We start from the raw sequence: 23,578 nt of genomic DNA, 5'->3' as shown, positions 1-23,578 counted from the left end.
CACTATTCAGTGCGACACCATTCGTTGCGACACCATTCGGTGCGACACCATTCGGTGCGACACCATTCGGTGCGACACCATTCGGTGCGACACCATTCGGTGCGACACCTTTTTTTGGATTTTAAATTTATTGGAATGACTATCATTGCCGCTTCCATGCTGAACAACGGTTTGGCTCAAAAGCTTGATTACCCAGTGACAAACAAAGTTGACCACGTTGATGAATATCACGGAGTCAAAGTTTCCGATCCTTATCGCTGGCTGGAAGACGACCGTTCAAAGGAAACGGGCGAGTGGGTTAAGGCGCAAAATGAAGTTACATTCAGTTATTTGGATAAAATCCCTTTCAGGAATAAGATCTTCCTCGATCTGGAAAAGGCCTACAACTATCCCAAATATTCGGCTCCCAGAAAAAAAGGCGACTATTACTATTTTTATAAAAATGATGGTCTGCAAAATCAGGCAGTGCTGTATCGACAAGAGGGCGAAAACGAAACTCCTGAAATTGTTATCGATCCCAACAAACTTTCGGCAGACGGCACAACACGACTCACCGTTTTCAGTCTTTCAAAAGATGGTAATTATGCCGTTATGGGCTTTTCTCAAGGCGGCTCGGATTGGCAGGAATATCAGGTTATGGACATGAAAAGTCTCTCCATGCTTTCTGATAAGGTTGAATGGGTAAAAATTTCCGGTGCTGCGTGGCAAGACGATGGCTTTTATTATAGCCGTTATCCCAAGCCCGAAGGCAGTGCACTGGCCGCCAAAAATGAAAACCACCAAGCTTATTTCCACAAAATTGGAACAGCACAAAGCGAAGACAGGCTGATATTTGAAGACCCGCAAAATCCACAGCGGTTTCATACCATTGGAACCACTGAGGATGAGCAGTTTGCGGTGCTAAGCGTAAGCGATCGTGGGAAAGGAAAGGACGGGAATGGTTTGTGGGTTTTGAAAAAAGGAGAAACGACATTTACGCCGATTAAGGAAGAAATAACTGATTTTCAGTACGGGGTTATCGAGAATGTTGGGAATGATTTTCTCATCGAAACCAATGAAAATGCGCCGAATAGCAAGGTTATGCGCTATGTTTCAGCTTCAAAAACCTGGGAAACAGTTCTTTCTGAAAAACCCGAACCACTTTTGGGTGCCGGAGTTGCCGGTAACAAATTATTTGCGTCCTATTCCAAAGACGTAAGCAGCCGTGCATATGTTTACAGCATCGACGGCACATTAGAAAACGAGGTGAAACTGCCGGGACTGGGAACGGCCAGCGGATTTGGTGGTGAGCGGGAAGACAGCTTTGTTTTTTACACTTATACATCATTCAATTATCCGCCGACAATATTTAAGTATGACATTGCCAGCCAGAAAAGCGTGGTTTTCCGTGAGCCGGAAGTGACATTCAAGCCGGAAGATTACGAGACAGAACAGGTTTTCTATCCCAGCAAAGACGGAACAAAGATCCCCGCCTTCATAACTTATAAAAAGGGAGTGAAACGCGACGGCTCCAATCCGACGATTTTGTACGGTTATGGCGGTTTCAATATCAGCTTAACGCCAGGTTTCAGCCCCACGCGCATCCCTTTTCTCGATCAGGGCGGCATTTATGTGCAGGCCAATTTACGCGGCGGAAGTGAATATGGCGAAAAATGGCATGAACAGGGCATGAAGCTCAAAAAGCAAAATGTGTTCGATGATTTCATTGCCGCAGCTGAGTTTTTGATCAAAGAAAAATATACTTCTGCATCTAAATTGGCCATTCAAGGCGGTTCTAATGGCGGATTACTGGTTGGAACTGTTATGAACCAGCGCCCCGAGCTTTTCAAAGTCGCATTCCCAGCTGTGGGCGTGATGGATATGCTTCGGTTTCACAAATTCACCATCGGCTGGAACTGGATCGCAGATTACGGAAGCAGCGACAACGCCGAAGAATTCAAAGTACTTTACGCTTATTCGCCGCTGCACAACATTAAGGAAGGCGGCGAATATCCCGCAACAATGATTACAACCGCAGATCACGATGACCGCGTGGTGCCCGCGCATTCATTCAAATATGCAGCAGAACTCCAAGCCAAAGCAGGAAAATCATCCAATAATCCACTACTAATCCGCATCGACACCAACTCCGGACACGGCGCCAGTAACACCAAAAAAGCGTTAGAAACGCAGGCGGATATTTATGCTTTCTTGTTTTGGAATATGGGGTTGGTTTTGAAGTAGAATCTGCTGTTTTAGAAAAAAATACGAATCTCAAAGTAACCAACTAAGGTAAAACGGCCTAAAAATGGTCTGAACAGTTAATGGCTGGTTCAGACCATTTTTATTTATAGTAACTTCCAATTTTCCCATTATTTCTCAATTTATTTCTACATGCAGGATACAACAGGACGGTGAGAATAGGTAAGTTTTCTAATCTTGTGCCCGTTACAGAGTAGTATTCGTAATTTGAAACCCTTTCAGGAATTGGGACCATTACCTCAAAAAATGATAATTAATTAAATAAGAAAATATGAGCAGTTCTAATGTAAGCCAGTACAGGTACGTAAGCTATTTATGGGATGAAAGTAAAGCGGCTTCGCTCGGTGATGATCAGGTAGCACTTCTTTTGTATCGTTCCAATTTGTTGGGTGCAGACCTCCGTCTGACCAACTATGCGGGCGGTAACACAAGTTGTAAAACCATTGAAAAAGATCCGCTGACTGGCAACCCGGTTGAGGTAATGTGGATCAAAGGTTCCGGCGGTGATATTGGCACTTTGACAAGAAGTGGCCTTGCCGGACTTTATCAGGACCGCTTGCACAATCTGAAAAACATTTACCGCGGATTGGAATTTGAAGATGAAATGGTGGAGCTTTTTAACCACTGCATTTACGATCTCAAATCCAAAGCTCCGTCCATTGATACGCCCCTGCACGGCTTATTGCCCTTCAAGCACATTGATCACCTGCACCCGGATGCATTAATTGCCATAGCGGCTTCGAAAGAAGGAGAGGCAATTACAAAAGAACTGTTTAATGGAGAACTGGCGTGGGTGCCCTGGCAACGTCCCGGTTTTGATCTTGGATTAAAACTGGAACAAGCATTGGCAGAAAATCCGGGAATCCGTGGAATCGTATTGGGTGGTCATGGCTTGTTTACCTGGGGTGACACGGCTTATGAATCCTACATTAATACGCTGGATACGATCGAGAAGGCGTCTGAATATCTGAATGAAAATTATGGGAAAAACCGTCCGGTTTTCGGAGGTCAGCGCCTGGAAAGTGAGCCGGAAACACGCCGTTCTGAAATAGCGGGTAAGCTGGCTCCTTATCTGCGCGGACTTGCTTCTGAGCAACAGGCGATGATCGGCCATTTCACGGATGATGCGCGTGTGCTTGAATTTATTGGCAGCCATGATCTTGATAAACTGGCTCCATTGGGAACAAGTTGCCCGGATCACTTCCTGCGCACAAAGATCCGTCCGTTGGTTCTGGACTTCCCATTTGACAAACTGGGTGGAACAGACCAGGAAATCCTGGATCAGATCCGCCCGCAGTTTGAAGCTTATCGCGTTGATTATCAAGCCTACTATGACCGTTGCAAGCATGATAACAGCCCGGCAGTCCGCGACCCGAATCCGGTCATTATCTTGTTGCCTGGCGTCGGCATGTTCTCGTTCGCAAAGGACAAGCAAACGGCACGTGTTGCGGCTGAGTTTTATATCAATGCAATCAATGTAATGAAGGGCGCAGAAGCGATTTCTTCTTACGTTTCACTGCCCGAGCAGGAAACATTTGACATTGAATACTGGCTGCTCGAAGAGGCTAAATTGCAGCGTATGCCAAAAGAAAAGTCAGTCTCGCGCAAAATTGCGGTAGTTACAGGCGGTTCGGGCGGAATTGGAAAAGCCATTGCATTAAAATTGCTGCAAGAAGGCGCCTGCGTTGTGATTTCGGATATTGATGAAAAAGCATTGGCAGAAACCAAAGCGGAATTTGACGCGAAATTTGGCAAAGACTTTTCAGCAACAACCATTGCTAATGTGCTGGAAGTGGATCAGATTAAAGCTGCTTTGCATACCACGAAATTAAAATACGGCGGCGTTGACATTATTGTGAACTGCGCTGGCTTGTCCATCTCAAAACCATTGGCAGAAACAACGATTAAGGATTGGGATATTTTGCAGGATGTGTTGGTGAAAGGCCAATTCCTGGTTTCTCAGGAGGCGGTTGCCATCATGCGTCAACAGGGATTGGGTGGAGATATCATCAACATTGCCAGCAAAAACGGAATCGTTTCGGGACCAAATAATGTGGCTTACGGAACTGCGAAAGCGGCTCAGCAACATATGTCACGCCTTTTGGCTGCGGAATTGGGTCCTGATAAAATACGTGTGAATGTTGTTAATCCCGATGCTGTAATTGCCGGAAGCAAGATTTGGGAAAGCGGCTGGGCAGCAGGACGTGCGAAAGCTTATGGCATCAGCGTAGCGGAATTACCAGCATATTATGCCAAAAGGACGGTGCTCAATGCAGAAATCCATACGGAAGACATTGCGAACGGAGTATACATTTTTGTAAGTGGCCTGTTAAACAAAAGCACCGGAAACGTCATCAACGTAGATGGAGGTGTCCCGGCAGCGTTTTTACGGTAGCGCGTAGACTTGCCAAGTTTTCAAAACTTGGCAAGTCTCTTAAATTTCAATAAAAATGAAAATCGACCAATATCAGATTGCCCAGCATAACGACAGCTTATTGTCTCGCCATAACAACCAGTTTATTTTCTTAAAAGAACAGTTAGGCGAGCAAGGCATCCATTCTAATGAGATTATTAATGCGCTGGAAGCTTTTCAGGTGGCCATTCCGAGCTGGGCTTTGGGCACGGGGGGGACTCGTTTCGGAAGATTTTCTGGTGGCGGCGAGCCGCGTTCCCTGGAAGAGAAAGTGGAAGACGTAGGTCTTTTGCATGCATTGAACCGGTCAAGCGGATCCATTTCGCTGCACATTCCGTGGGACATTCCCCAGCAAGCAGCATCTATTATCAGCCTGGCTTCTTCGTTGGACCTGAAATTTGATGCGGTCAATTCCAATACATTTCAGGATCAGAAAGATCAGCAGCATTCATACAAATTCGGGTCGCTTTCACACGTTGATCCGGGGGTAAGGAAGCAAGCCGTTGAGCATAACATTGAAGTGATTAAATATGGTAAAGACCTGGGATCGAAAGCATTATCAATCTGGCTTTCGGATGGATCTTGCTTTCCAGGACAATCCAACTTTGTAAAAGCATTCCAAAATACGCTTGAATCTTTACAGGAAATATATGCCGAATTGCCTGCTGACTGGAAAGTTTACGTGGAATACAAAGCATATGAGCCGAATTTCTATTCAACTGTAATTCAGGATTGGGGCAGTTCATTGCTTTTCTGTCAGAAACTAGGCCCCAAAGCAGATGTGTTGGTAGACTTAGGCCATCATTTACCCAATGCCAACATTGAACAAATCGTTGCGACATTAATGATGGAAGACCGTTTGGCAGGTTTCCATTTCAACGATTCCAAATATGGTGATGACGACCTCACCGTCGGCAGCATTCGTCCTTATATGCTTTTCCTGATTTTCGTGGAACTGGTAGAAGGCATGAAACGCGCGGGAAGAGGCAGCGAGGCTTACGCCTGGATGATCGATGCCAGCCATAATGTGAAAGATCCTCTGGAAGATTTGCTCCAATCTGTGGAAGCGATCCTAATTTCCTACGCACAAGCATTGCTGGTGGATCGCAAAAAGCTAGAAATTGCCAGAAACCAAAACGACGTAGTTGCGGCGCAGCAAATCTTGCAAAACGCATTCAGAACGGACGTGCGTCCGTTGGTGCGTGAATCCATGCGTTTGAGCGGCGGTTCGCTTGATCCGATCGGCTTGTTCAGGAATTTGAAAGTTCGGGATGGGTTGATGAACGAAAGAGGTAGGGTTACTGTGGCGACTGGACTTTAGGGGTGCCAGGAGCATTGTGCATTGCCTTCGACTCCGCTCAGGCTGACAAGCCTAAGCACTTGTCACCCTGAGCGGAGTCGAAGGCAGCTCACCCTGAAACGCCTTTACAGCGATTTCCTCCTAATCAACGTAAATGGATTTTTTACAATGGCCCTCCGATTTTCAGTAATCAGCTCGGCAGCCGTCTTTCCCATTTGCTCGTGATCTGTTGAAATGGTCGTAATGCCATCAAGCAAAATCTCCTTCAAGGGTGTTTCATTGTAGGAGATAATGCCAATGTCCTTCCCGATTGTCAGCTGCTGTTCGCGGCATTTTTTGATCAGATTCACCAGATCATTTTCCTCAATAACCACATAAGCGGTATCTTTTACGGCCATGCTGTTTTCATGAAAATCGTATATAATTTCATGCTCGAACTCGTGTTGAATGCAGAAGATCCGGAAGCCTTTGATAATCTCCTTTGGATAACGGATGATCGTTGGAAAAATCAGGATGAGTTTTTTATATACTTTGAGCAGGTCAACGGCCTCATTTAATGCAGAAACAATGTCTTTTTCAAAATTTTGAAAGACAGAAGAATGCTTTTTACTGTTCATCTCAATGTCCTTGTCCAGTAGGATCAGCTTCTCCGCAGGAATCATCTTTAATGTTTCAATCGCCTCTTCCGCCTTTTCGTAGAAATGCGGCATGATCACATAATAGTCGTATTCGCCCAGACTGTTTTTGATTAGATTTTTAAAAATATTGACATTGGAGTGATGAATGTGCAGATCAACATTCACATTACGCCCGACATTCTCTACGAAGGCATTGTAAATCTGTTTTTTATAGTTGCTGATCTTATTGAAAACCAGCAGGATACGCACCGAGGTTTCAATGTCTACACGGTTGATAAAGTAACCTTTGCCCCGAACGGAGATCAATACACCATCTTTAATCAAATGCTTATAAGCTTTTTCAACAGTGTCGCGGGAAAGCAAATATTCTTCACTTAACTGATTGATAGAAGGAATCTTATCGCCGCGTTTCAGTTTTCCTTTACTAATCGCCTGCAAAAGCGACTTGATGATCTGCATATATTTCGGCGCGCTTTCCTTAAACTCAATGTCAAATTGTATTTCCATCAAAACGGTGATTATAGGCTGTTAACTATAAATAAAAACAGCCGGAGAAGAAAACTACTTTCTCCCCCGGCTGTTTAATACGCTTTTTGCTCATTATCTCGGTCCTCTGCTGCTTCTCTCAGAACCGCCTCCGCCACTTCTCGCTCCCCTATCAGAACCTCCAGACGAACGTTCGTTAGGAGCACTGCCTCTTGATTCCGAAGATCCTCTATTGACAGAGCCACGGTCTGACCGGCTTTCGCGTTGAACAGGGGCTTCATAGGAACCCCTTTCCTGGCGGCTTTCGCGGGATGCAGGCGCTTCATAAGATTCTCTGCTGCGGTTTACGGATTCGTTACTGCGTTCTGATCTGTTGCTTCTCTCCGTGCCATAATCCGGTATGCTGCGTTCGGGAGCACGTTCCGCACGGGTCGGCGCTTCGTATTCACGATTGTTGCGACTGTCACTTCTTTCCGAAGGTGAGTTCCGAGGGGTATTCCCGAAACGGTCGTTCGGGCTTTCGCGTCTTTCCGGCGCGCTGCCTTCTACGCGGCGATTGTTATCATCACGGTTAGCCTCGTATCTGCTGTTCCTGTCATTGTTGCCTCTGCTGCTCCGATCAGGTCCCACGTCAACCGTCGAGCTGCGGCGATTTGATTCGCTATATCTGCTGTTACGGTCATTAGAACCGCGGCTGTTGTCGTATCTGTCGTTTCCACGGCTATTTCCGGCCACTACAACCCTTCCCCGGTTTCGCACGTCGATCTCGCGGACAGAAACGCTTCTTCTTGTTACCCGCTCGATTTCATCGCGTCTCGGGCCGTATACATAAGTCCGGTTGTTGTTGTAATAGTAATTATTGATAATCGTCGTTCTGCCATAATAATGCGATACGCGGTTGCGGGGAGCGCAGTATGAATGCCAGCGTGGGCTTGTAATGTAACGTTGCGGCACAAAAACCCACCAGAAAGACGGAAGATTTACCGAAATGTTCACCTGCATGCCAGGTCCGAGCGGTGCCCAGCCATAGTAGCCGCCACCCGAACGCCAGTTCACCCAGGCAGGACCCCATTCATAACCGGGTATCCAGAACCAGCCGTTGTAATCATCATAAGACCAGCGGCCATAGTGAAACGGTGCCCAGCCCCAATCGTAGTCCGAAACCCACGTATTACCGTATTCGGTCACTTCCCAGTATCCTGCGGTGGAGTAGGGTTGAAAGCCGGATGGCGCGTCGGGCACCCAAACGGAGCCATATTCGGGCGTCCGTATCCACCTTCCGTAAGGAGATAATTCTTCGTAAAACGTCTGAAAAGAAATGTTAACTCCGGGCTGAGCTTGTGTCTTGCTGCGTGTGGAAACACCGCCAAGCAGGAGCAAGATCAGGCCCAGGATCCGAAGTTTTCGCATGGTGTTCATGGCTCTATATGGATTAGTTGTTTTCTTTATTTAAAATCATTTATAAGACACTGCTTTTTTGTTTTGGTTTAAACGCTGCGGAGCGCAGCATTTGGTATAAATAGCACTCCTTTAAAAAGTAATCGGGCTCGCCGTTTTAAAGCTTCTTATGTATTTGATGGTAATGTGTTCATTATTAATTATTTATTTTATTTCATTAAAAGAATTCCATAGCTGTTTGCTTGCTCTAAGACATTTGTAAACTACTTTAGCCCTATCCGGCATCATCAACATTAACAACACGTTAACAATATTTTCGGTCAGCCAATGGTCAATCCTGAAATTCTCCACAACGAACTGGTCTTTCAAACCGCGCGCAGCGGTGGGAAAGGAGGGCAGAATGTCAATAAAGTCGAAACAAAAGTTGAATTGAGATTTGATATAAAAAATTCGCAGCAGCTGACTGAGGAACAAAAACAGACATTGATCGACAAGCTTGCTAATAAGCTCACAAATGAACAGGTCCTGGTAATGTATCACCAAACCGAACGCTCCCAGCTAGCTAATAAGGACAAAGTCATTTTGAAGTTCGACGATTTGATAAAAAAGGCTTTTACCGTGCAAAAGAACAGGCGCGCAACCCGGCCTACGCTTGCTTCCAAACTGGAAAGGCTGCAAACGAAGCAACGCAATTCCAGCATCAAATCATTAAGAAAGAAGGCCTTCGAAGATTAGCGATCCAATTTATTGCCTTATTATTATTTGCAAAATGAATGTCGTCACTCCTGTTCAACCGAAAATAAGTGCCGTTTTAACGCTTCCCGTGATCGTTGCCTCGCTGGGTTACTTCGTGGATGTGTATGATCTGCTGCTGTTCAACATTGTGCGTGTTCCCAGCCTCAAAGATCTGGGATTATCCGAAGAAGAAATTTCCCGAATAGGCGCAAACATTTATAACTGGCAGCAAGCCGGACTCCTTATCGGGGGCTTTATGTGGGGCATTTTAGGCGATAAATTGGGCAGAAGATCTGTTTTATTTGGGTCTATATTCACTTATTCGCTCGCTAATATTGCCTGCGGTTTCGCCAATAATGTTGAATTATATTCTTTGCTGAGATTTGTTGCAGGACTGGGACTTGCCGGGGAGCTCGGTGCAGGCATCACCCTTATTGCGGAAATTTTACCAAAAGAATTGCGTGGTTACGGCGCATCTGTCGTCGCTAGCGTCGGTTTGGCCGGTGCCATCGCAGCCTTTTTTGCAGTGAAGCTCACCGACTGGCGGATTGCTTATTTCATAGGAGGCGGAATGGGCTTGATACTGCTTCTTTTGCGTATTAACGTGCTGGAATCCATTATTTTTAATAAAAGCATTGAAACGCGCGGGAAAAAGCCGGTGCCCTGGTGGACGATCTTTACAAACTGGTCGCGGTTTGTGCGCTATATCCGCTGCATGGGAATCGGTTTGCCGACTTATATGGTGATCGGGATTTATTCAACATTTGGAAATGAGTTTGCGAAAGCGCTCGGAATAGCGGCGGACGTTCAGGCAGCCTCTTGTGTGCTTTACACCTACATTGGCGTAGTAACAGGTGACTTTTTCAGTGGCATTCTAAGTCAGTGGTTACGATCCAGGCGAAAAGCGATTTTATTAATGATGTCCATGACGCTTGCCGGTGTGTTATGGCTGCTTTATGGCGGCATAAAGTCCACTGTTATGCTGTACGCATGTTATGTATGGCTTGGCTTTTCCATTGGTTACATTGCCATGTTCCTGACCACAACGGCTGAACAATTCGGAACGAACTTGCGGGCAACGGTAACCACATCAGTGGCCAATAATGTGCGGGCAACGGTTTTGATCACACTCCCTCTTTTCCAGCTTTTAAAGCCAGGCTGGGGCGTTTTGAATTCGGGAGCAATGGTCGGCGCCATTTGCTTTTCGCTGGCACTGCTTTCCTTGTGGAAGATGGAAGAGACTTACGGGAAGGAATTGGACTACGAAGAAGCCTGATTGTAAAGGCCTGATTACGCAGTTTTTTGTGAAAAAATCAGCTGTTCCGGCCGAGGATAGTCGATTAGTTTAGAGAAATCAACTTTCCAGAAATCGAGATCGAGCAAATGGTTTTGATTGTCTTTGGTGAGGGTTATTACAACCGGTGTTCCGTCGCTATCAATGTATTCTGTTTGTATCAAGTCGCCATCGTAAGCATCCACATTGCCTCCGAGACTGATGCTGCCCATTTTACCGCCTTCATATTCATCCACCTCTTCGCTAATGGGATAGTCGTTGGGATTAAGGTTCAGTTTATAAAGCAGGAAATGGATCAGATCAATTTCGTTCTGTCTAATGGGCCTGATGTTGCTCATAAATCCGCTTTTGAAATGTTATTTTCTTTGTTCCGCAGTTGCTCTGCCTTTTTCCCGACAAACCAAAATGACAGTGCAAGAATGGCAAAAAAAATCCCCTTATTAGTCCTGTCCCAAAAATATTCAAAATATCTTGTATAAATGTTGACCAGAAAAAACACAAGCCCGAGGTCTCGCAATGTGTCCAGCTTATTTTGAAATGCATAAACCAGCAGCAATGCTAACATGATGGAAAAGCCCAGGGCCCAGTACCAGAAATAGCTCTGCTTAATAGCCGTCCAGCCACTCAAATCGTCGTAGTTTCCAAATATTGAGAGCGTCCATGCCGCAAGCAGGAATAGAAAAAGTCCGATAGAATAAGTCGTTTCCTGAAAAAATGGCAAAAGCTTGAACCGCTGCAAGGCGATTGAAAACAGCCAGATTGCGAGTCCGAAAATGGTCATCCGCAGCGGATAATTCATTCCCCAAAACCGGTAATTACCGCCAGACCAAAAGTGGGTTTGCGCGCCCCACCAACCTGCGAAAGAAATGATCATCACCGTCCAAAGCAATGTTGAGCGTAGAAAAATGGCTGAACTGCCGTAGACAATCGTGGCGATTAGCAGCGGAATGGCATAATTGCCTTCAAAATTGGTAAAGCTGCGCGTCCAGTAAGTGATCGCAACGCCGATCGTGAGAATAATAGTAATGTTATAGGTTTCGTTGCTGGCCTTTGACGCGGGATATTTGACTTGCCTTCTTTTTGCCAGGAAAATAAATAATGCAGCCAATGCAGTGAAGCCAATCCCGAAAATAGTTTCTGAGAAGCCCCATTTGTTGCGCAACTGTTCAAGCCATTTCTCGTCGAGCACTAATGCCCCAAATGCCAATAACCCACAGGAAATCGCAGAAATTAATGCATAAATGGCAATGGCATCTACATTCGCATTCCGCAACTGATAACTACTTTTTAACTCCTCCGCCAGCTCCCCGGAAATCCTGTCGCTATCCTTCCAATGCTGAATAGCCTTATTAACCGCCTCCGCCTCCTTCTTGTCTAATTCCATTAATTTTTTAGTGTTGATGAATTGAAACCTGATCTGCGGATTTAAATACAAAGTCCGGGCCAATTTCTTGTTCCCGGACTTTCTTAAAATCTATTTTCCGCTTTTCAAATTTGATAAAAACTCAACCACGTCCCTGATTTCTCGTTTCGTCATGACCGTCCCCATGGGCGGCATGCTGGATGGGACGTTTTCTCGTTTGGCAATCCGGGCGGTTGCGATTTTTAATGGTTCGGCTTCTGAGGTTTTCAAAACCAGTTCATGATCGCTTTCCTGGGCGAGGATCCCCGCAGCGGAGGTGCCGTCTTTGAGTGTCAGCATTACCATTCCGAAGCCTGGCGAAAGTCGTGCGCTTGGTTCGATCAACGCCTGTAATATTTGTTCCCTGGAAAGCACATTGCCAATGTTGGAAAGGTTAGGCCCAACTTCACCTCCCTGGCCTCCGATGGAGTGACAACGAACACATTCCGCTGCTGAATTTGTCATAAAATATCTGCGGCCTAGCTGCGCATTTCCTCCCAAAAGTGCATCCTGAAAGTCAGCGGCAGTCATTCCGGTTGTTCTGAATGGTGCCAGTTTCGCAATCAGTGCGCTGGATTTGGTTGAATCCACAGCTTCTGAAAGATCCAGCGCAAGGCTCTGCGGCAATTTTTTATCATTCATTTTGCCAATCAGATCTTCAAAAATTCCTTCCGTTTTAGCAACAGGGATCGTGCCCAGCACGCGTAGCATTTGCTGTTGTTCGCGCACACTGCCCTTCTCAAAAATACTTTTGGAAATGTCAGCCAGCGCTTCTTTCGACATATTCACACTTCCGGCCATTCCCAATGCGGCCGTCCGTACATCGGCATCTGTGTCGGTCATCCCAAGCTTCATAGCCGTTTCCATATCCGAATATTTCAGTGCATTCAATGCTACAAGCATCGCAGTGCGCACTTTTGCATTTTTGTGCGTGCTGAGGATTTTTGCCAAAGCTGCATTGTTTTCCGACATGCCCAGATTGGTCACCATTTGTGCCGCCGCGATCAATGTTTCAGCGTCTTCATCATTTAATAATTCCGCAACCACCGGTTGAACTTTCGATTTTACAAGCGTCGGGTCGCGCGTGATAACGCCCCGGTAACGACCGTCCACACGGTCCATCACAGACGGGCTCGCCCACGTTCCTAGTGCCGCCAGCGCTTCTGTACGAACGCTTTTATCAACATCCTTTCTTTGTGAAAAAGCAATGAGGTTATCCAGCTGATCGTTTGTTCCAACGCGCAGAGCAGCATTGATAGCCCTTCTTAATAGCGGTTCAGAGGTGAATTTCTTGTCTTTCAGTAAATTGGCCAAAGCCGGAAGTGCCGGTGTGATGGACAAGTCATCATTAATGCCCCGCGCCGCTTCGGTCACAATGTATTCATCCTTATCCTGCAAAAACACGCTGATTTTTTCACTTCTTAATCTTCTCAAAACAAGCACGGCAGCCGTTCTAAGTGACTTTTCCGGGCTGGAAGACAGTGCAACAATCGGCTCAACTTCGCCGATGCGCGACAATGCAAGCACTGCTGCATGTCTCAGATAAACATCCTGATCATCATTGGTTTTTATCATGGCCAAAAGCGGCTGAACAGCCTGCTTGTCAGCAATGCGGCCTAGCGCCTGTGCTCCGAAAAACTGCATACGCGGGTTTTTTGAAGACAGCATTGGCATCAACATAGGTCCAGCCTCAGCGATTTTGGCATCACCCAGCACTTTTGCTGCTTGCACCGCGATTTCTTCATCTTTGTCTTTCAATAAAGTCATCAGCACATTGGCATAAGCCTTATCTTCTCTTGCCAATTGGCCCATGCCCCAAATTCCGTGGATTCTTTGCAGTTGGTTACCGGTTTGTGCAATGGCTTTGCTAAGGACTGCCGCACCTTTTGCTCCGCGCGTTGCCAATTCAAATTGTGCCTTTTGACGAATGCGCATATCAGCATTTTCTAGCAAAGAATACAGCATATCGTCCGTTTGCTTGGCGTAATCGAGCTGCATCAGGCGTTTGGTCAATGTTCTGACCTCTTTCAAATCATTTTTATCATCACTAACATCCAGTCGCCAAACGCGGCCGTAATTTTTTGTATCCCAACCATTGATCCAGTCAGCCACATACAGCGCGCCGTCCGGACCAAAACGGATGCCTGTTGGCAAAATGCCGTTAAGAATGTTCTTCTCGCCATCCAATACAAATGATGCTCCTTTTGGCTTTAAACCAAATGCCCAAATCGGCGAACGAGCCGGATTTCCTACGAACTCAACAAGGAAAAACTTATTCTTCCAAGCCGACCCCAATGCTGTTCCGGGATTGTACTGCATACCCGTCGGGCCATTGTGAAAATTCTGGATAGGCGGGATAATGTATGCCGCCTGGCCGTCCCAACGTGGTTTGTAAAGCTTTTCTTCCATCCAAACCTTATAACCGTTGTTTTTAGGATCTGTATATTTTCCGTACTGCCAGTTGGATCTCCAACCTGCGTCAGAGCCTTCCACAACGTGCACAAGTCTTTCACTTTCGCCAGGGTGATCACCGTCATTATCCGAGCTGATCAGGTTTCCGTATTCGTCAAAAACAAATTCGTGGGTATTTCTCAAACCGTGTGCGAAAATCTCGAAATCACTTCCATCCGGATTGGAACGCGCGATAATCCCCGAGTTGGGATGCTCATGTTTTACACCTTCGGCAGTTGTAATGTTAGCCCCAATGTCACCAATGTTCCAGTAAATTTTTCCGTCCGGGCCTTCAATCGGGTTTGACATGCCGTGTCCACCAAAGCCGATATGCACGCCATAACCGTGGCTGATCGATTTTTTCTGATCCCAAACACCATCACCATTTGTATCTCTCAACCTCCACAGGTCGGGCGCTATGGCAACGAAAGCATCATGCGCACGCACAAGCACACCGCCGGCGACATCAGAAACTTCTTCAAAAAAGTCGTCCAGAACGCGCATTGAAATGTCTGCGATGCCATCATTATCTGTGTCTTCTATCCGCCAAACTTCATCTTTTTCAACGGCCAGATCTTTCCAGTCATGGCTTCCGTCGCCGTTAAGGTCTTTAAGCCAGCTATTTTCTTTGCTCTTTTCAGGTGCAAATGTGCTACGCAGGAAAGCACGGCGCTCTTCAACGGTTTGTAAACCAATGGAAGCAGTCATCCAATTTTGATGGCCGCGAATGTCAAATTCAGAGTTTTTCTGGCGATTTGTACGGTTCAGATAAACGCGCCCCATGTCATCCACCGAAATGGCAACCGGGTCGGGCGCCAGGGAATCAGTGGCCCAAAGGTCGAGTTTGAGACCGTCGGCCAGTTTTACGACTGTTTTTTCACGAATCTCTTTCGCGCGTGCCTTGCCCGTAGCGGCATCTTCTTTAATCACAACTGCCGTGCTGTTCGTCTTGGATGTATTGCCCCAATTCGAGCCGGAAGTTGACATTTTCATACAAGAAACAACCACAACAGCAGTCGCCCCCAGCAGGATTATTGGTTTTAGTAAAGGTTTTTTGGAAATCATTGAGACAGTCCTTACTCAGGATTTAGTTATAATCTTGATTTTACTTTGGATATAAAAATTTTAAGAGTCGAATAAACGCCCATTATACTGTTTAAATGCTATGATGTAATATTAACACATTTTCCAGAGGTAGGACTTTCATTGAAATTGTAAGTTACAAAAATTACATTCTGCGGAAAAGTCATATCTCGATATGCGTTTCTGTTATTATTTGGAATAGTTTTTTCATAACATGCAGTAATTACCCTTTTGTCCAAAACGCATCTTGAATGGCTATCCAGGTTTTAATAACATTAGTACTCGTCTTGTTAAATGGTTTTTTCGTGGCGGCAGAGTTCGCAATCGTGAAAATCAGGGCTTCGCAATTGGAGCAGAAAGTGCAGGAGGGGAACGCTATGGCCATTTTGTCAAAAAAAATTGTCGCTAATCTGGACGGATATCTTGCTGCAACGCAATTCGGGATCACACTGGCCAGTCTTGGGTTGGGTTGGATAGGCGAACCGGTCGTCTCCAAAATACTGATCGGCGGCATGGAACTGGTGGGCATTTCGCTGGATCCAGAGCTTGCGCATCAGATCGCTTTGCCGGCTGCTTTTGCCATTATAACCGTCCTGCACATTGTTTTTGGTGAATTGGCACCGAAATCCATTGCAATCCAGCGCCCCGAAGCAACAACTTTATTCCTGTCTTATCCTTTGCACGGTTTTTATCTCGTTTTCAGACCGGTTGTCTGGATGTTAAACGGCATTGCTAACTTTATTCTCAAAGGTGTTGGCATCACGCCTTCGCACGGAAGCGAAGTGCATAGCAGTGATGAGCTACGCTATCTCGTTCAGCAACAGAAAGATAGCGGGATGATTGAAGCGGCAGATTATGATCTGATCAAAAATGCATTCAATTTTTCGGAACGGATTGCACGGCAAATTATGATTCCGCGGCCGCAGGTTGTGGGGGTTGACATTAATGATTTCAATGAGGCTAAACTGGAAAAAATCATTGAAGAAGGTTATTCCAGAATTCCGGTTTATGAAGATACATTAGATCAAATTGTTGGTGTCCTGCATTTGAAAGATTTACTGCTGAAAATGCGTCAAGGCAAGGAAATCATGATTACCGAACTTGTAAGACCTATTTCGAGCGTTCACGCGTCGAAGCCGATTGGTGCAATCCTTCGTGACTTTCAGGTTAACCGGCAACAAATGGCGGTAATCATCGACGAATATGGCGGTGTCGACGGCATTGTTACAATGGAAGACATTTTGGAAGAACTTGTTGGTGAAATCCAGGATGAATATGACAACGAAGTTCCGATTGTTAAAAACGAAAGCGATAACACCTATACAGTGCTAGGTTCGGCATCGATTACAGACATTAATGATAAACTGCCGCAGAACATTAGCAAGGAGGATGATTACGAAACGCTGGCTGGCTATCTGATTTATAAATTTGGCAGAATTCCGGCCGTGGGTGAGAAATTGAAGACTAAGCACTTTGAATTCGTCGTTTTGAAAAAACAGCGCGCGACTATTTCGCAAGTCAAGATTACGGTTTTTGATGATTGATGTTGTTCAATTCAGTTTTGACTTATTCATGTACACAACTTCGGTAGTTCCTAAATCGAGCAAATACACGCTCACAAAACAGAGCATTGTTACCGAGCACGGTTTTGATCTTTTTGGTTATCCGCAAGACAGCGTCACTTATATTTTAATAGATTATGAGGTTAATAAGTGAGTGTAGGGAGTTACTAACTTTGTCAGCCCGGCGGCCCGGTCCGCTCAGGCTGACAAGGTTAGTAACTCTCTACTTATTTAAAATATCAATCAAGAACTTTCTAAACGGCTCTGCGAATTCCTTCCTCTTTAAAGCAAATTCAACAGTCGTTTTCAAATAATCCAACTTATCACCAATGTCATGACGCTTGCCTTCGATGCGGTGGGCGTAAATGTTTTCACGTTTCAAGAGCAGCAACATGGAATCCGTAAGCTGAATTTCGTTGTTTTTTCCTTTTGGTGTCTGCTCAATGGTTTTGAAAATCTCCGGCGTCAGAATGTAACGGCCGGCGATGGCAAGGTTAGAAGGAGCAACGTCGATGGCAGGTTTTTCAACCAATGCGCTTAATTCCATAATCGTGTCGCTCAGTGACGTTCCGCCCACGATCCCGTAGCGATTTACTTTATCCGCGGGCACTTCTTCCACTGCGATAACAGAACCGCCATACTGCTCGTAAGTATCCATCAACTGCTGTGTAACCGGAATTACAGAATCCATAATCGTATCTCCCAATAGCACTGCAAATGGTTCATTGCCAACGTGATGACGGGCATAATATATGGCATCGCCAAGTCCATTGGCTTCTTTCTGGCGGACAAAATGCACATTGGCCATGTCGGCCAGACGGCGCATTTCATTGAACCATAATAAATCTTCCTTTTCTTCCAAACGGCTTTCCAGTTCGACATTGCGGTCGAAATGATCTTCAATGGCGCGTTTTCCTTTTCCTGAAATGATTAAAATGTCCTCAATTCCCGAATCAACCGCTTCCTGCACCACATATTGGATTGTAGGAATGTCGATAATGGGAAGCATCTCTTTGGGCATCGATTTGGTCGCAGGCAGGAAACGCGTTCCAAGTCCGGCAGCAGGAATTACAGCTTTGCGAATCATATGTTTGGCTTTCGGCCGTCAGCTTTCGGCTTTCGGCATCCTTGGGTTTTATGAATATTTATATTGCTTGTCAAATCTTTTGAGCGCCGAATGCTGATGGCCGACGGCCTTAAACTACAAATGGCTTGATTACTCTTGCATTGTGTTTTTTCAGCTCCACAAAAAGCTGGTTCAGCATATCGTCATCGTGATAAATGCCAATGATCGTTCCGCCTGAACCTGCAAATTTGGCCGAAGCACCGCATGCTCTTGCCGCATTAATCAGTCTTTTATTCGAATCAGGCACATTGTAAATTTTGCAGCGCAGGTCAAAATTTTCGTTCATCAATTGGTGCAAATCGTGTGCACGACCTTCGATTAACGCTTCACGGCCGTCAGCAGCTTTCTTCGCAATCTGGCCGAGAACATCAATCACCTCGGTTTCGCCGCGGTCAAAACGCGTCCGCACATCACTATGGACCTTCCCTGAAACCTTGCTGAGATTGGTGTTGTAAGCCACATATAGTTTGGGCAACAATGCAGGATTAATGCGCTCATAGGTTCCGTAACCCCGGCTATCGATCAGTTTCTTATCAAAATCCATGTATACACAACCTTCATAACACTGGATAACGCGATCCTGTAATCCAGCCGTAATACCCAGCTCTTCGGTTTCAGTTACCATGACCAGTTGCGGAAGGATCTCAATAGGGATTTCAACTTTGTAAAATTGCATCAGCGCCCGAAACAACGCTACCACGATCGCGCTGGAACCTGACATGCCGACTTGGCGGGGAATAGAGGAGCGGTAACGAACAGTGAAATTGCGGTTTGGTAACCTGATCCCATTGTCTTCACAATAGTCACCGAACTTCTTTATTCCAGCTTTTATGAGCGGGATCCCGCCGTTGTAACCGAGCATGCTGACCGTGTCGCGCAAATGAAAGATGCTGCGAAATGTGCTCTCATCCTGCGGCTCCGACTCAATATGAAGCTCGGGAGATTCGTATAGTGAAATGGAAGCGCCAAAATTCCTGACAGAAATGGAAATTGTTTTTCCGTAAAAACCATCGGAAGGATTGCCTAGCAGCCCGGCACGGGCATAAGCACGAGTTTCAATTATCAAGGTAAAATTCTTTTTTAGCCAAAAGTAATAACTTAATGACGACACAACGCGATTTTGCCCTGATATGCCCGCAATTATCCAAAATCAGGAGGGACACAAAAAAAGCGGGACGATTGCTCGCCCACGCTTCATCAGGAATGGTTTACTATTAATATCTTATTGCTTTACAACCTGAATGTTCGCAATTAATTTTACATCGTCACCTACAACCACGCCACCAGCTTCGGTCACCGCACTCCATTCAAGACCGAATTCTTTGCGGTTAAGTTTTCCGGAAATTTCGAATCCTGATTTGTTATTACCATAAAAATCGGTCATGTTACCACCATATTCAACAGCAAATTCAACTGCTTTGGTAACGTCTTTCACGGTAAGATCACCTTTTAAAGTGTAGCTTTCGTCCCCTTTTTTAACGAGAGTTCCTTTGATAGAAAGTTTAGGATGTTTCGCTGCGTCGAAGAAATCTGCTGATTTCAAATGTTCGTCACGTTGCGCCTGATTGGTGTCAATGCTGTCAATGTCGGCCGAAAACTGAACATTTGCACCATTAAAATCTTCATTTTCTGTTTCTATCGAACCTTCGAATGTTTTGAATGCGCCTGTTACGGTTGAAATAACCAAATGTTTTACTTTAAACTGAACTTCGGAATGTGTCGGGTCAATTACCCAGGTTGTAGTAGCCATGATCTATATCGTATTTAATGTTTTTACATTTAATGTATATACATGTAATTTTTATAAATAGTTCAAAGGCGGAAAAAAAAATCCCGGATAATATTAATCCGGGATTTAACAGGGAAGGGAATTAAAGATTGTTACTTCGGCATCTCAAAAATCTTTTCGTCGATTTTGGGATTCACTTCCAGTGAGCTGATTTTTAGTACCATGGTCGTACCCGGCATAGCGGATGTGGAGACTTCCGACGTGTACGGATAGGTTACGCCATCAACCTGGCGAAAATCCGACTGTGTATTTTCAGATTTTACTTCCTGACCGTTGATCGTGGTTTGAACGATCATTTTGAGGATGTAAAATGTGTCTTTTGAGATATAGTTGATGCGCTTCGTGCCATTTTTTAAAGCCATGGAAACTTTGTAAACTTTTGCACCCGCCAAATCCTCCTCGCCATCGAGCGTCAGCGTGTAACCCTTTTGCTTGTAATTGTACAAACCGGTTAAGTCTGTTTCCGTAGCCATGGCTTTTACAGATTCTTCGGGTAAAGCAGTTGCTGTGGTTTGTCCGGCCATTGGATTAATGGTCCAGCCTGTGTTGCCGCTGATCGCCTGCACAACCGTCATTCCCTGTACGGTCGTTTCACTGCGAAAACCTTTGTCTTGCACAATGATTGTGCTGATGGGCACTTTCATATTCATGACGTCCATCTCCGCTGTGATTTTCAGACTTTGCAGTTTGGAAAGCTTGTCTGCGCCGCCCATGGCTTTGATATGTTTGTCAATGATTTCATCCACGTTTTGTGCAGATGCAGCTCCGAAGAGAAAGATGCCGATAAGCGACTTAAAGAAGATTGATTTTAGCATGAAATGTTCGTTTGTTTTAATTGGAACTCCTGAGAGGCATTGATATTGTGAATATGGCGAGATTTGAAACAAAAACGGGCGGATAAACCAATATCCGCCCGTTTTGAAAATTATATTCTTATTTCCTTTAATTCTTCAAAGCTTCTGCTCCGCCGACAATTTCAAGGATCTCAGTTGTAATAGCAGCCTGGCGCGTACGGTTGTAAACCAATTTCAGTTCTTTCAAAAGCTCCTGAGCATTTTCAGTTGCCTTATCCATCGCTGTCATACGAGCGCCTTGTTCTGATGCATTGGATTCCAAAACAGAACGGTAAAGCTGGATTTTCAATGATTTCGGGATCAATTCAGCAAGAATTTCTTCTTCAGTCGGTTCGAAAATGTAATTAACCTCGGCTGTTTTCGTTCTCGTCGTTTTGTCTTCCGTTGCGATTGGTAAGTAACGATCTGTGTGAATGATCTGGGTTGCGACGTTTTTAAATTCGTTATAAACCAAATCCACAGCGTCATAACGGCCATCTGAAAACGCTTTCATGATTTCCTCCGCAGCTTGTTTAACAGCAACGAAATTCAATCTGCCAAAAAGGTCCATGTAAGTTTTATTCACTACAAAACCTCTTTTTGCAAGCGACTCAGCGCCTTTCTTACCGATAGCGAAGATCTCAACGTTTCCTTTTGCAGCCTGCGCTGAGTATTTTTGCTCAATCAGCAGCAATGTTGCTTTCACGATATTCGTGTTGAAAGCACCACACAATCCACGATCAGAAGTTACAACCACAATAAGCACCTTTTCAATCGGACGAACCGTTTTCAAAGGACTATCCACCGCACTTTCTGCACCGGAAGAAACTGTTGTAAGCATTTCACCGAGCTTCTGGGCATAAGGACGCATCTGCATGATGTTATCCTGAGCACGGCGCAACTTTGCAGCTGCAACCATTTTCATGGCTTTGGTGATCTGCTGCGTAGAATTAACGGATACGATCCGATTACGGACTTCTTTTAAGCTCGCCATACTTGATTAACGATATTTTACAGCAACTTCACGCGCAACTTTTTCAACCACGTCTGTTACGCTGTTGTCTAATTTTCCAGCACGCAATGCCGATAAAGTGTCTTTGTGTTGCGTTGTCAAAACAGTAAGGAAATCTTTTTCAAATTCCTTCACTTTGTTTACGTCAACCAAATCCAGCAAACCTTTGGTTGAAGCATAAACTGTTGCAACTTGTTGTTCAACAGGAACCGGCGAATATTGAGGTTGTTTTAAAACTTCCTGGTTACGACGACCTCTGTCAATAGCAAGTTTTGTAGCCGCATCCAGATCCGAACCGAATTTTGCAAACGCTTCCAATTCACGGAACTGCGCCTGATCCAGTTTCAATGTTCCTGAAACCTTCTTCATCGACTTGATCTGCGCATTACCACCCACACGTGATACCGAAATACCCACGTTGATGGCAGGACGAATACCGGAGTTAAACAAGTTTGACTCAAGGAAAATCTGTCCGTCAGTAATCGAAATTACGTTTGTTGGAATATATGCTGAAACGTCTCCCGCTTGTGTTTCGATAATTGGAAGAGCGGTCAATGAACCACCACCTTTAACGATTCCTTTCAATGAAGGAGGAAGGTCGTTCATGTTTCTTGCGATCGTATCATCAGCGATGATCTTAGCAGCACGCTCCAAAAGGCGGCTATGCAGATAAAATACGTCACCTGGATAAGCTTCACGTCCAGGAGGGCGACGAAGTAGCAAGGAAACTTCACGATATGAAACCGCTTGTTTTGAAAGGTCATCATAGATAACCAATGCTGGACGGCCTGTATCACGGAAGAATTCACCAATTGCTGCACCTGTAAATGGCGCGTAAAATTGCATTGGTGAAGGATCCGATGCACCGGCAGCAACGATTACCGTGTAGTCCATGGCTCCGTAGCGGCGAAGTGTAGCTTCAATGCCTTTGATGGTTGATGCTTTTTGTCCGCAGGCTACGTAGATACAGAATACAGGCTCGCCTTTTTCGAAATATTCTTTTTGATTAATAATTGTATCAATAGCAACTGCCGTCTTACCTGTCTGGCGGTCACCGATGATTAATTCCCGCTGGCCGCGGCCGATGGGGATCATTGCGTCGATTGCCTTGATACCAGTCTGAAGGGGTTCAGTTACAGGCTGACGGAAAATTACCCCGGGCGCTTTACGCTCGAGTGGCATTTCGTAAAGGTCGCCTGTCAACGGACCGTTTCCGTCGATTGGTTCAGCGAGTGTATTTACAACGCGGCCTATAATTCCGTCTCCAACCTTTACAGAAGCGATCTCTTTTGTCCGCTTCACGGTGGCTCCTTCCTTGATGTCGCTAAAATCACCCAGCAACACGGCTCCGACGTTGTCTTCCTCGAGGTTAAGCGCGAGGGCTTTAAGGCCGTTCTCGAAAACAAGCAGCTCACCTGCCTGCACCTGGGAAAGGCCATAAATGCGGGCAACACCGTCGCCAACCTGAAGGACTGTTCCTACTTCTTCGAGTTCTGCTTCTGATTTAGCTCCTGCAAGTTGTTCGCGCAGGATGGCCGAAACTTCATCCGGTCTAACAGATACCATAGTATAATTGACTTATTGAAAGTATAGTAGTAAGTTTTTGAAAACTGCCGCAAAGGTAGCGTTTATTTTGATATGGAAAGTATATTTTGGTTAAAACCTGTCACTTAAAATTAGATTTTTCCAAGGCGTTTTTCAGAATAGCATTACCGATCCCGGAATTGCCGTTTATCATTCATAATGAACATTTTTAAAACTTTTTTAGGTACTTTTTGTGTTTTTGTTGTAATTGAGTTCGTTAATAGCACTTAC

At 45.3% G+C, this 23,578-nt stretch carries 18 protein-coding genes; 7 read left to right on the top strand and 11 right to left on the bottom strand.

The genetic code is table 11. From position 1 onward, the window contains the following. Positions 1 to 135 precede the first annotated feature (135 nt). The 3 genes from MUK70_RS18745 (at position 136) to MUK70_RS18735 (ending at position 5,975) form a co-directional block, all read left to right on the top strand. Positions 136 to 2,223, top strand: a complete 2,088-nt coding sequence (locus MUK70_RS18745) for a prolyl oligopeptidase family serine peptidase (protein ID WP_234654472.1) — start codon at positions 136 to 138, stop codon at positions 2,221 to 2,223. 289 nt (positions 2,224 to 2,512) lie between these two features. After that, the gene (locus MUK70_RS18740) at positions 2,513 to 4,636 is read left to right on the top strand and encodes a bifunctional aldolase/short-chain dehydrogenase (protein ID WP_244784458.1); all 2,124 of its coding nucleotides are present in this window, start codon (positions 2,513 to 2,515) and stop codon (positions 4,634 to 4,636) included. A 55-nt stretch (positions 4,637 to 4,691) separates the two neighbouring features. Beyond that, positions 4,692 to 5,975 (top strand): sugar isomerase, encoded by a 1,284-nt coding sequence (locus MUK70_RS18735; protein WP_234654468.1) that lies wholly within the window; start codon positions 4,692 to 4,694, stop codon positions 5,973 to 5,975. A gap of 104 nt (positions 5,976 to 6,079) precedes the next feature. Here the strand turns inward: MUK70_RS18735 and MUK70_RS18730 are convergent, their stop codons facing one another. Further along, the gene (locus MUK70_RS18730) at positions 6,080 to 7,099 is read right to left on the bottom strand and encodes a GntR family transcriptional regulator (protein ID WP_234608702.1); all 1,020 of its coding nucleotides are present in this window, start codon (positions 7,097 to 7,099) and stop codon (positions 6,080 to 6,082) included. Positions 7,100 to 7,192: 93 nt separating this feature from the next. After that, positions 7,193 to 8,497, bottom strand: a complete 1,305-nt coding sequence (locus tag MUK70_RS18725; RefSeq protein ID WP_234654467.1) for a DUF6600 domain-containing protein — start codon at positions 8,495 to 8,497, stop codon at positions 7,193 to 7,195. A gap of 306 nt (positions 8,498 to 8,803) precedes the next feature. Between MUK70_RS18725 and arfB the strand changes: the two genes are divergently transcribed. Together arfB and MUK70_RS18715 are read left to right on the top strand one after the other, a co-directional pair. Further along, the gene (gene arfB, locus MUK70_RS18720; RefSeq protein ID WP_234608704.1) at positions 8,804 to 9,211 is read left to right on the top strand and encodes an alternative ribosome rescue aminoacyl-tRNA hydrolase ArfB; all 408 of its coding nucleotides are present in this window, start codon (positions 8,804 to 8,806) and stop codon (positions 9,209 to 9,211) included. 34 nt (positions 9,212 to 9,245) lie between these two features. Continuing rightward, positions 9,246 to 10,487: an MFS transporter gene (locus tag MUK70_RS18715; protein ID WP_234654465.1), complete on the top strand. Its 1,242-nt coding sequence runs from the start codon at positions 9,246 to 9,248 to the stop codon at positions 10,485 to 10,487. 14 nt (positions 10,488 to 10,501) lie between these two features. On the opposite strand, the gene MUK70_RS18710 is transcribed toward MUK70_RS18715, so the two are convergent. The 3 genes from MUK70_RS18710 to MUK70_RS18700 form a co-directional block, all read right to left on the bottom strand. Continuing rightward, positions 10,502 to 10,843 (bottom strand): DUF6984 family protein, encoded by a 342-nt coding sequence (locus tag MUK70_RS18710; protein WP_234654463.1) that lies wholly within the window; start codon positions 10,841 to 10,843, stop codon positions 10,502 to 10,504. Beyond that, positions 10,840 to 11,889, bottom strand: coding sequence for a hypothetical protein (locus MUK70_RS18705; RefSeq protein ID WP_234654461.1), 1,050 nt, complete (start codon positions 11,887 to 11,889; stop codon positions 10,840 to 10,842). Before MUK70_RS18705 ends, MUK70_RS18710 begins: the two co-directional genes overlap by 4 nt. A gap of 90 nt (positions 11,890 to 11,979) precedes the next feature. Further along, on the bottom strand, positions 11,980 to 15,423 hold the full coding sequence (locus tag MUK70_RS18700) for a DUF7133 domain-containing protein (RefSeq protein ID WP_234654459.1): 3,444 nt from the start codon (positions 15,421 to 15,423) through the stop codon (positions 11,980 to 11,982). A 269-nt stretch (positions 15,424 to 15,692) separates the two neighbouring features. Here MUK70_RS18700 and MUK70_RS18695 point away from each other — a divergent pair, with 269 nt between their 5' ends. Together MUK70_RS18695 and MUK70_RS18690 are read left to right on the top strand one after the other, a co-directional pair. Further along, positions 15,693 to 16,985: a hemolysin family protein gene (locus tag MUK70_RS18695; protein ID WP_234608709.1), complete on the top strand. Its 1,293-nt coding sequence runs from the start codon at positions 15,693 to 15,695 to the stop codon at positions 16,983 to 16,985. Continuing rightward, a complete protein-coding gene (locus tag MUK70_RS18690) occupies positions 16,978 to 17,157 on the top strand; it encodes a hypothetical protein (RefSeq protein ID WP_244784456.1) in 180 nt (59 codons plus the stop codon). The genes MUK70_RS18695 and MUK70_RS18690 overlap by 8 nt, the downstream gene beginning before the upstream one ends. 69 nt (positions 17,158 to 17,226) lie before the next feature. On the opposite strand, the gene galU is transcribed toward MUK70_RS18690, so the two are convergent. From galU to atpA, 6 genes are all read right to left on the bottom strand, one after another. Then, positions 17,227 to 18,090, bottom strand: a complete 864-nt coding sequence (gene galU / locus MUK70_RS18685; RefSeq protein WP_234654455.1) for a UTP--glucose-1-phosphate uridylyltransferase GalU — start codon at positions 18,088 to 18,090, stop codon at positions 17,227 to 17,229. Between the two features lie 109 nt (positions 18,091 to 18,199). Further along, positions 18,200 to 19,195 carry a mevalonate kinase family protein gene (locus tag MUK70_RS18680; protein WP_234654453.1) on the bottom strand — a complete coding sequence of 332 codons (996 nt, stop codon included), beginning with the start codon at positions 19,193 to 19,195 and terminating at the stop codon, positions 18,200 to 18,202. Between the two features lie 156 nt (positions 19,196 to 19,351). Next, positions 19,352 to 19,879, bottom strand: a complete 528-nt coding sequence (locus MUK70_RS18675; RefSeq protein ID WP_234654451.1) for a YceI family protein — start codon at positions 19,877 to 19,879, stop codon at positions 19,352 to 19,354. A 131-nt stretch (positions 19,880 to 20,010) separates the two neighbouring features. Beyond that, complete coding sequence (locus MUK70_RS18670; protein WP_234608659.1) at positions 20,011 to 20,733, bottom strand: outer membrane lipoprotein-sorting protein; 723 nt, start codon at positions 20,731 to 20,733, stop codon at positions 20,011 to 20,013. A gap of 127 nt (positions 20,734 to 20,860) precedes the next feature. Beyond that, on the bottom strand, positions 20,861 to 21,745 hold the full coding sequence (gene atpG / locus MUK70_RS18665; RefSeq protein WP_234654449.1) for an ATP synthase F1 subunit gamma: 885 nt from the start codon (positions 21,743 to 21,745) through the stop codon (positions 20,861 to 20,863). A 6-nt stretch (positions 21,746 to 21,751) separates the two neighbouring features. After that, the gene (gene atpA / locus MUK70_RS18660; protein ID WP_234608657.1) at positions 21,752 to 23,329 is read right to left on the bottom strand and encodes a F0F1 ATP synthase subunit alpha; all 1,578 of its coding nucleotides are present in this window, start codon (positions 23,327 to 23,329) and stop codon (positions 21,752 to 21,754) included. Between the last annotated feature and the right edge of the window lie 249 nt (positions 23,330 to 23,578).

Source organism: Dyadobacter chenwenxiniae (assembly GCF_022869785.1).
GTDB classification, from domain to species: domain Bacteria; phylum Bacteroidota; class Bacteroidia; order Cytophagales; family Spirosomataceae; genus Dyadobacter; species Dyadobacter chenwenxiniae.
Note: the sequence above shows the minus strand (reverse complement) of the source record. Positions and strands in the feature narration are given on the sequence as shown.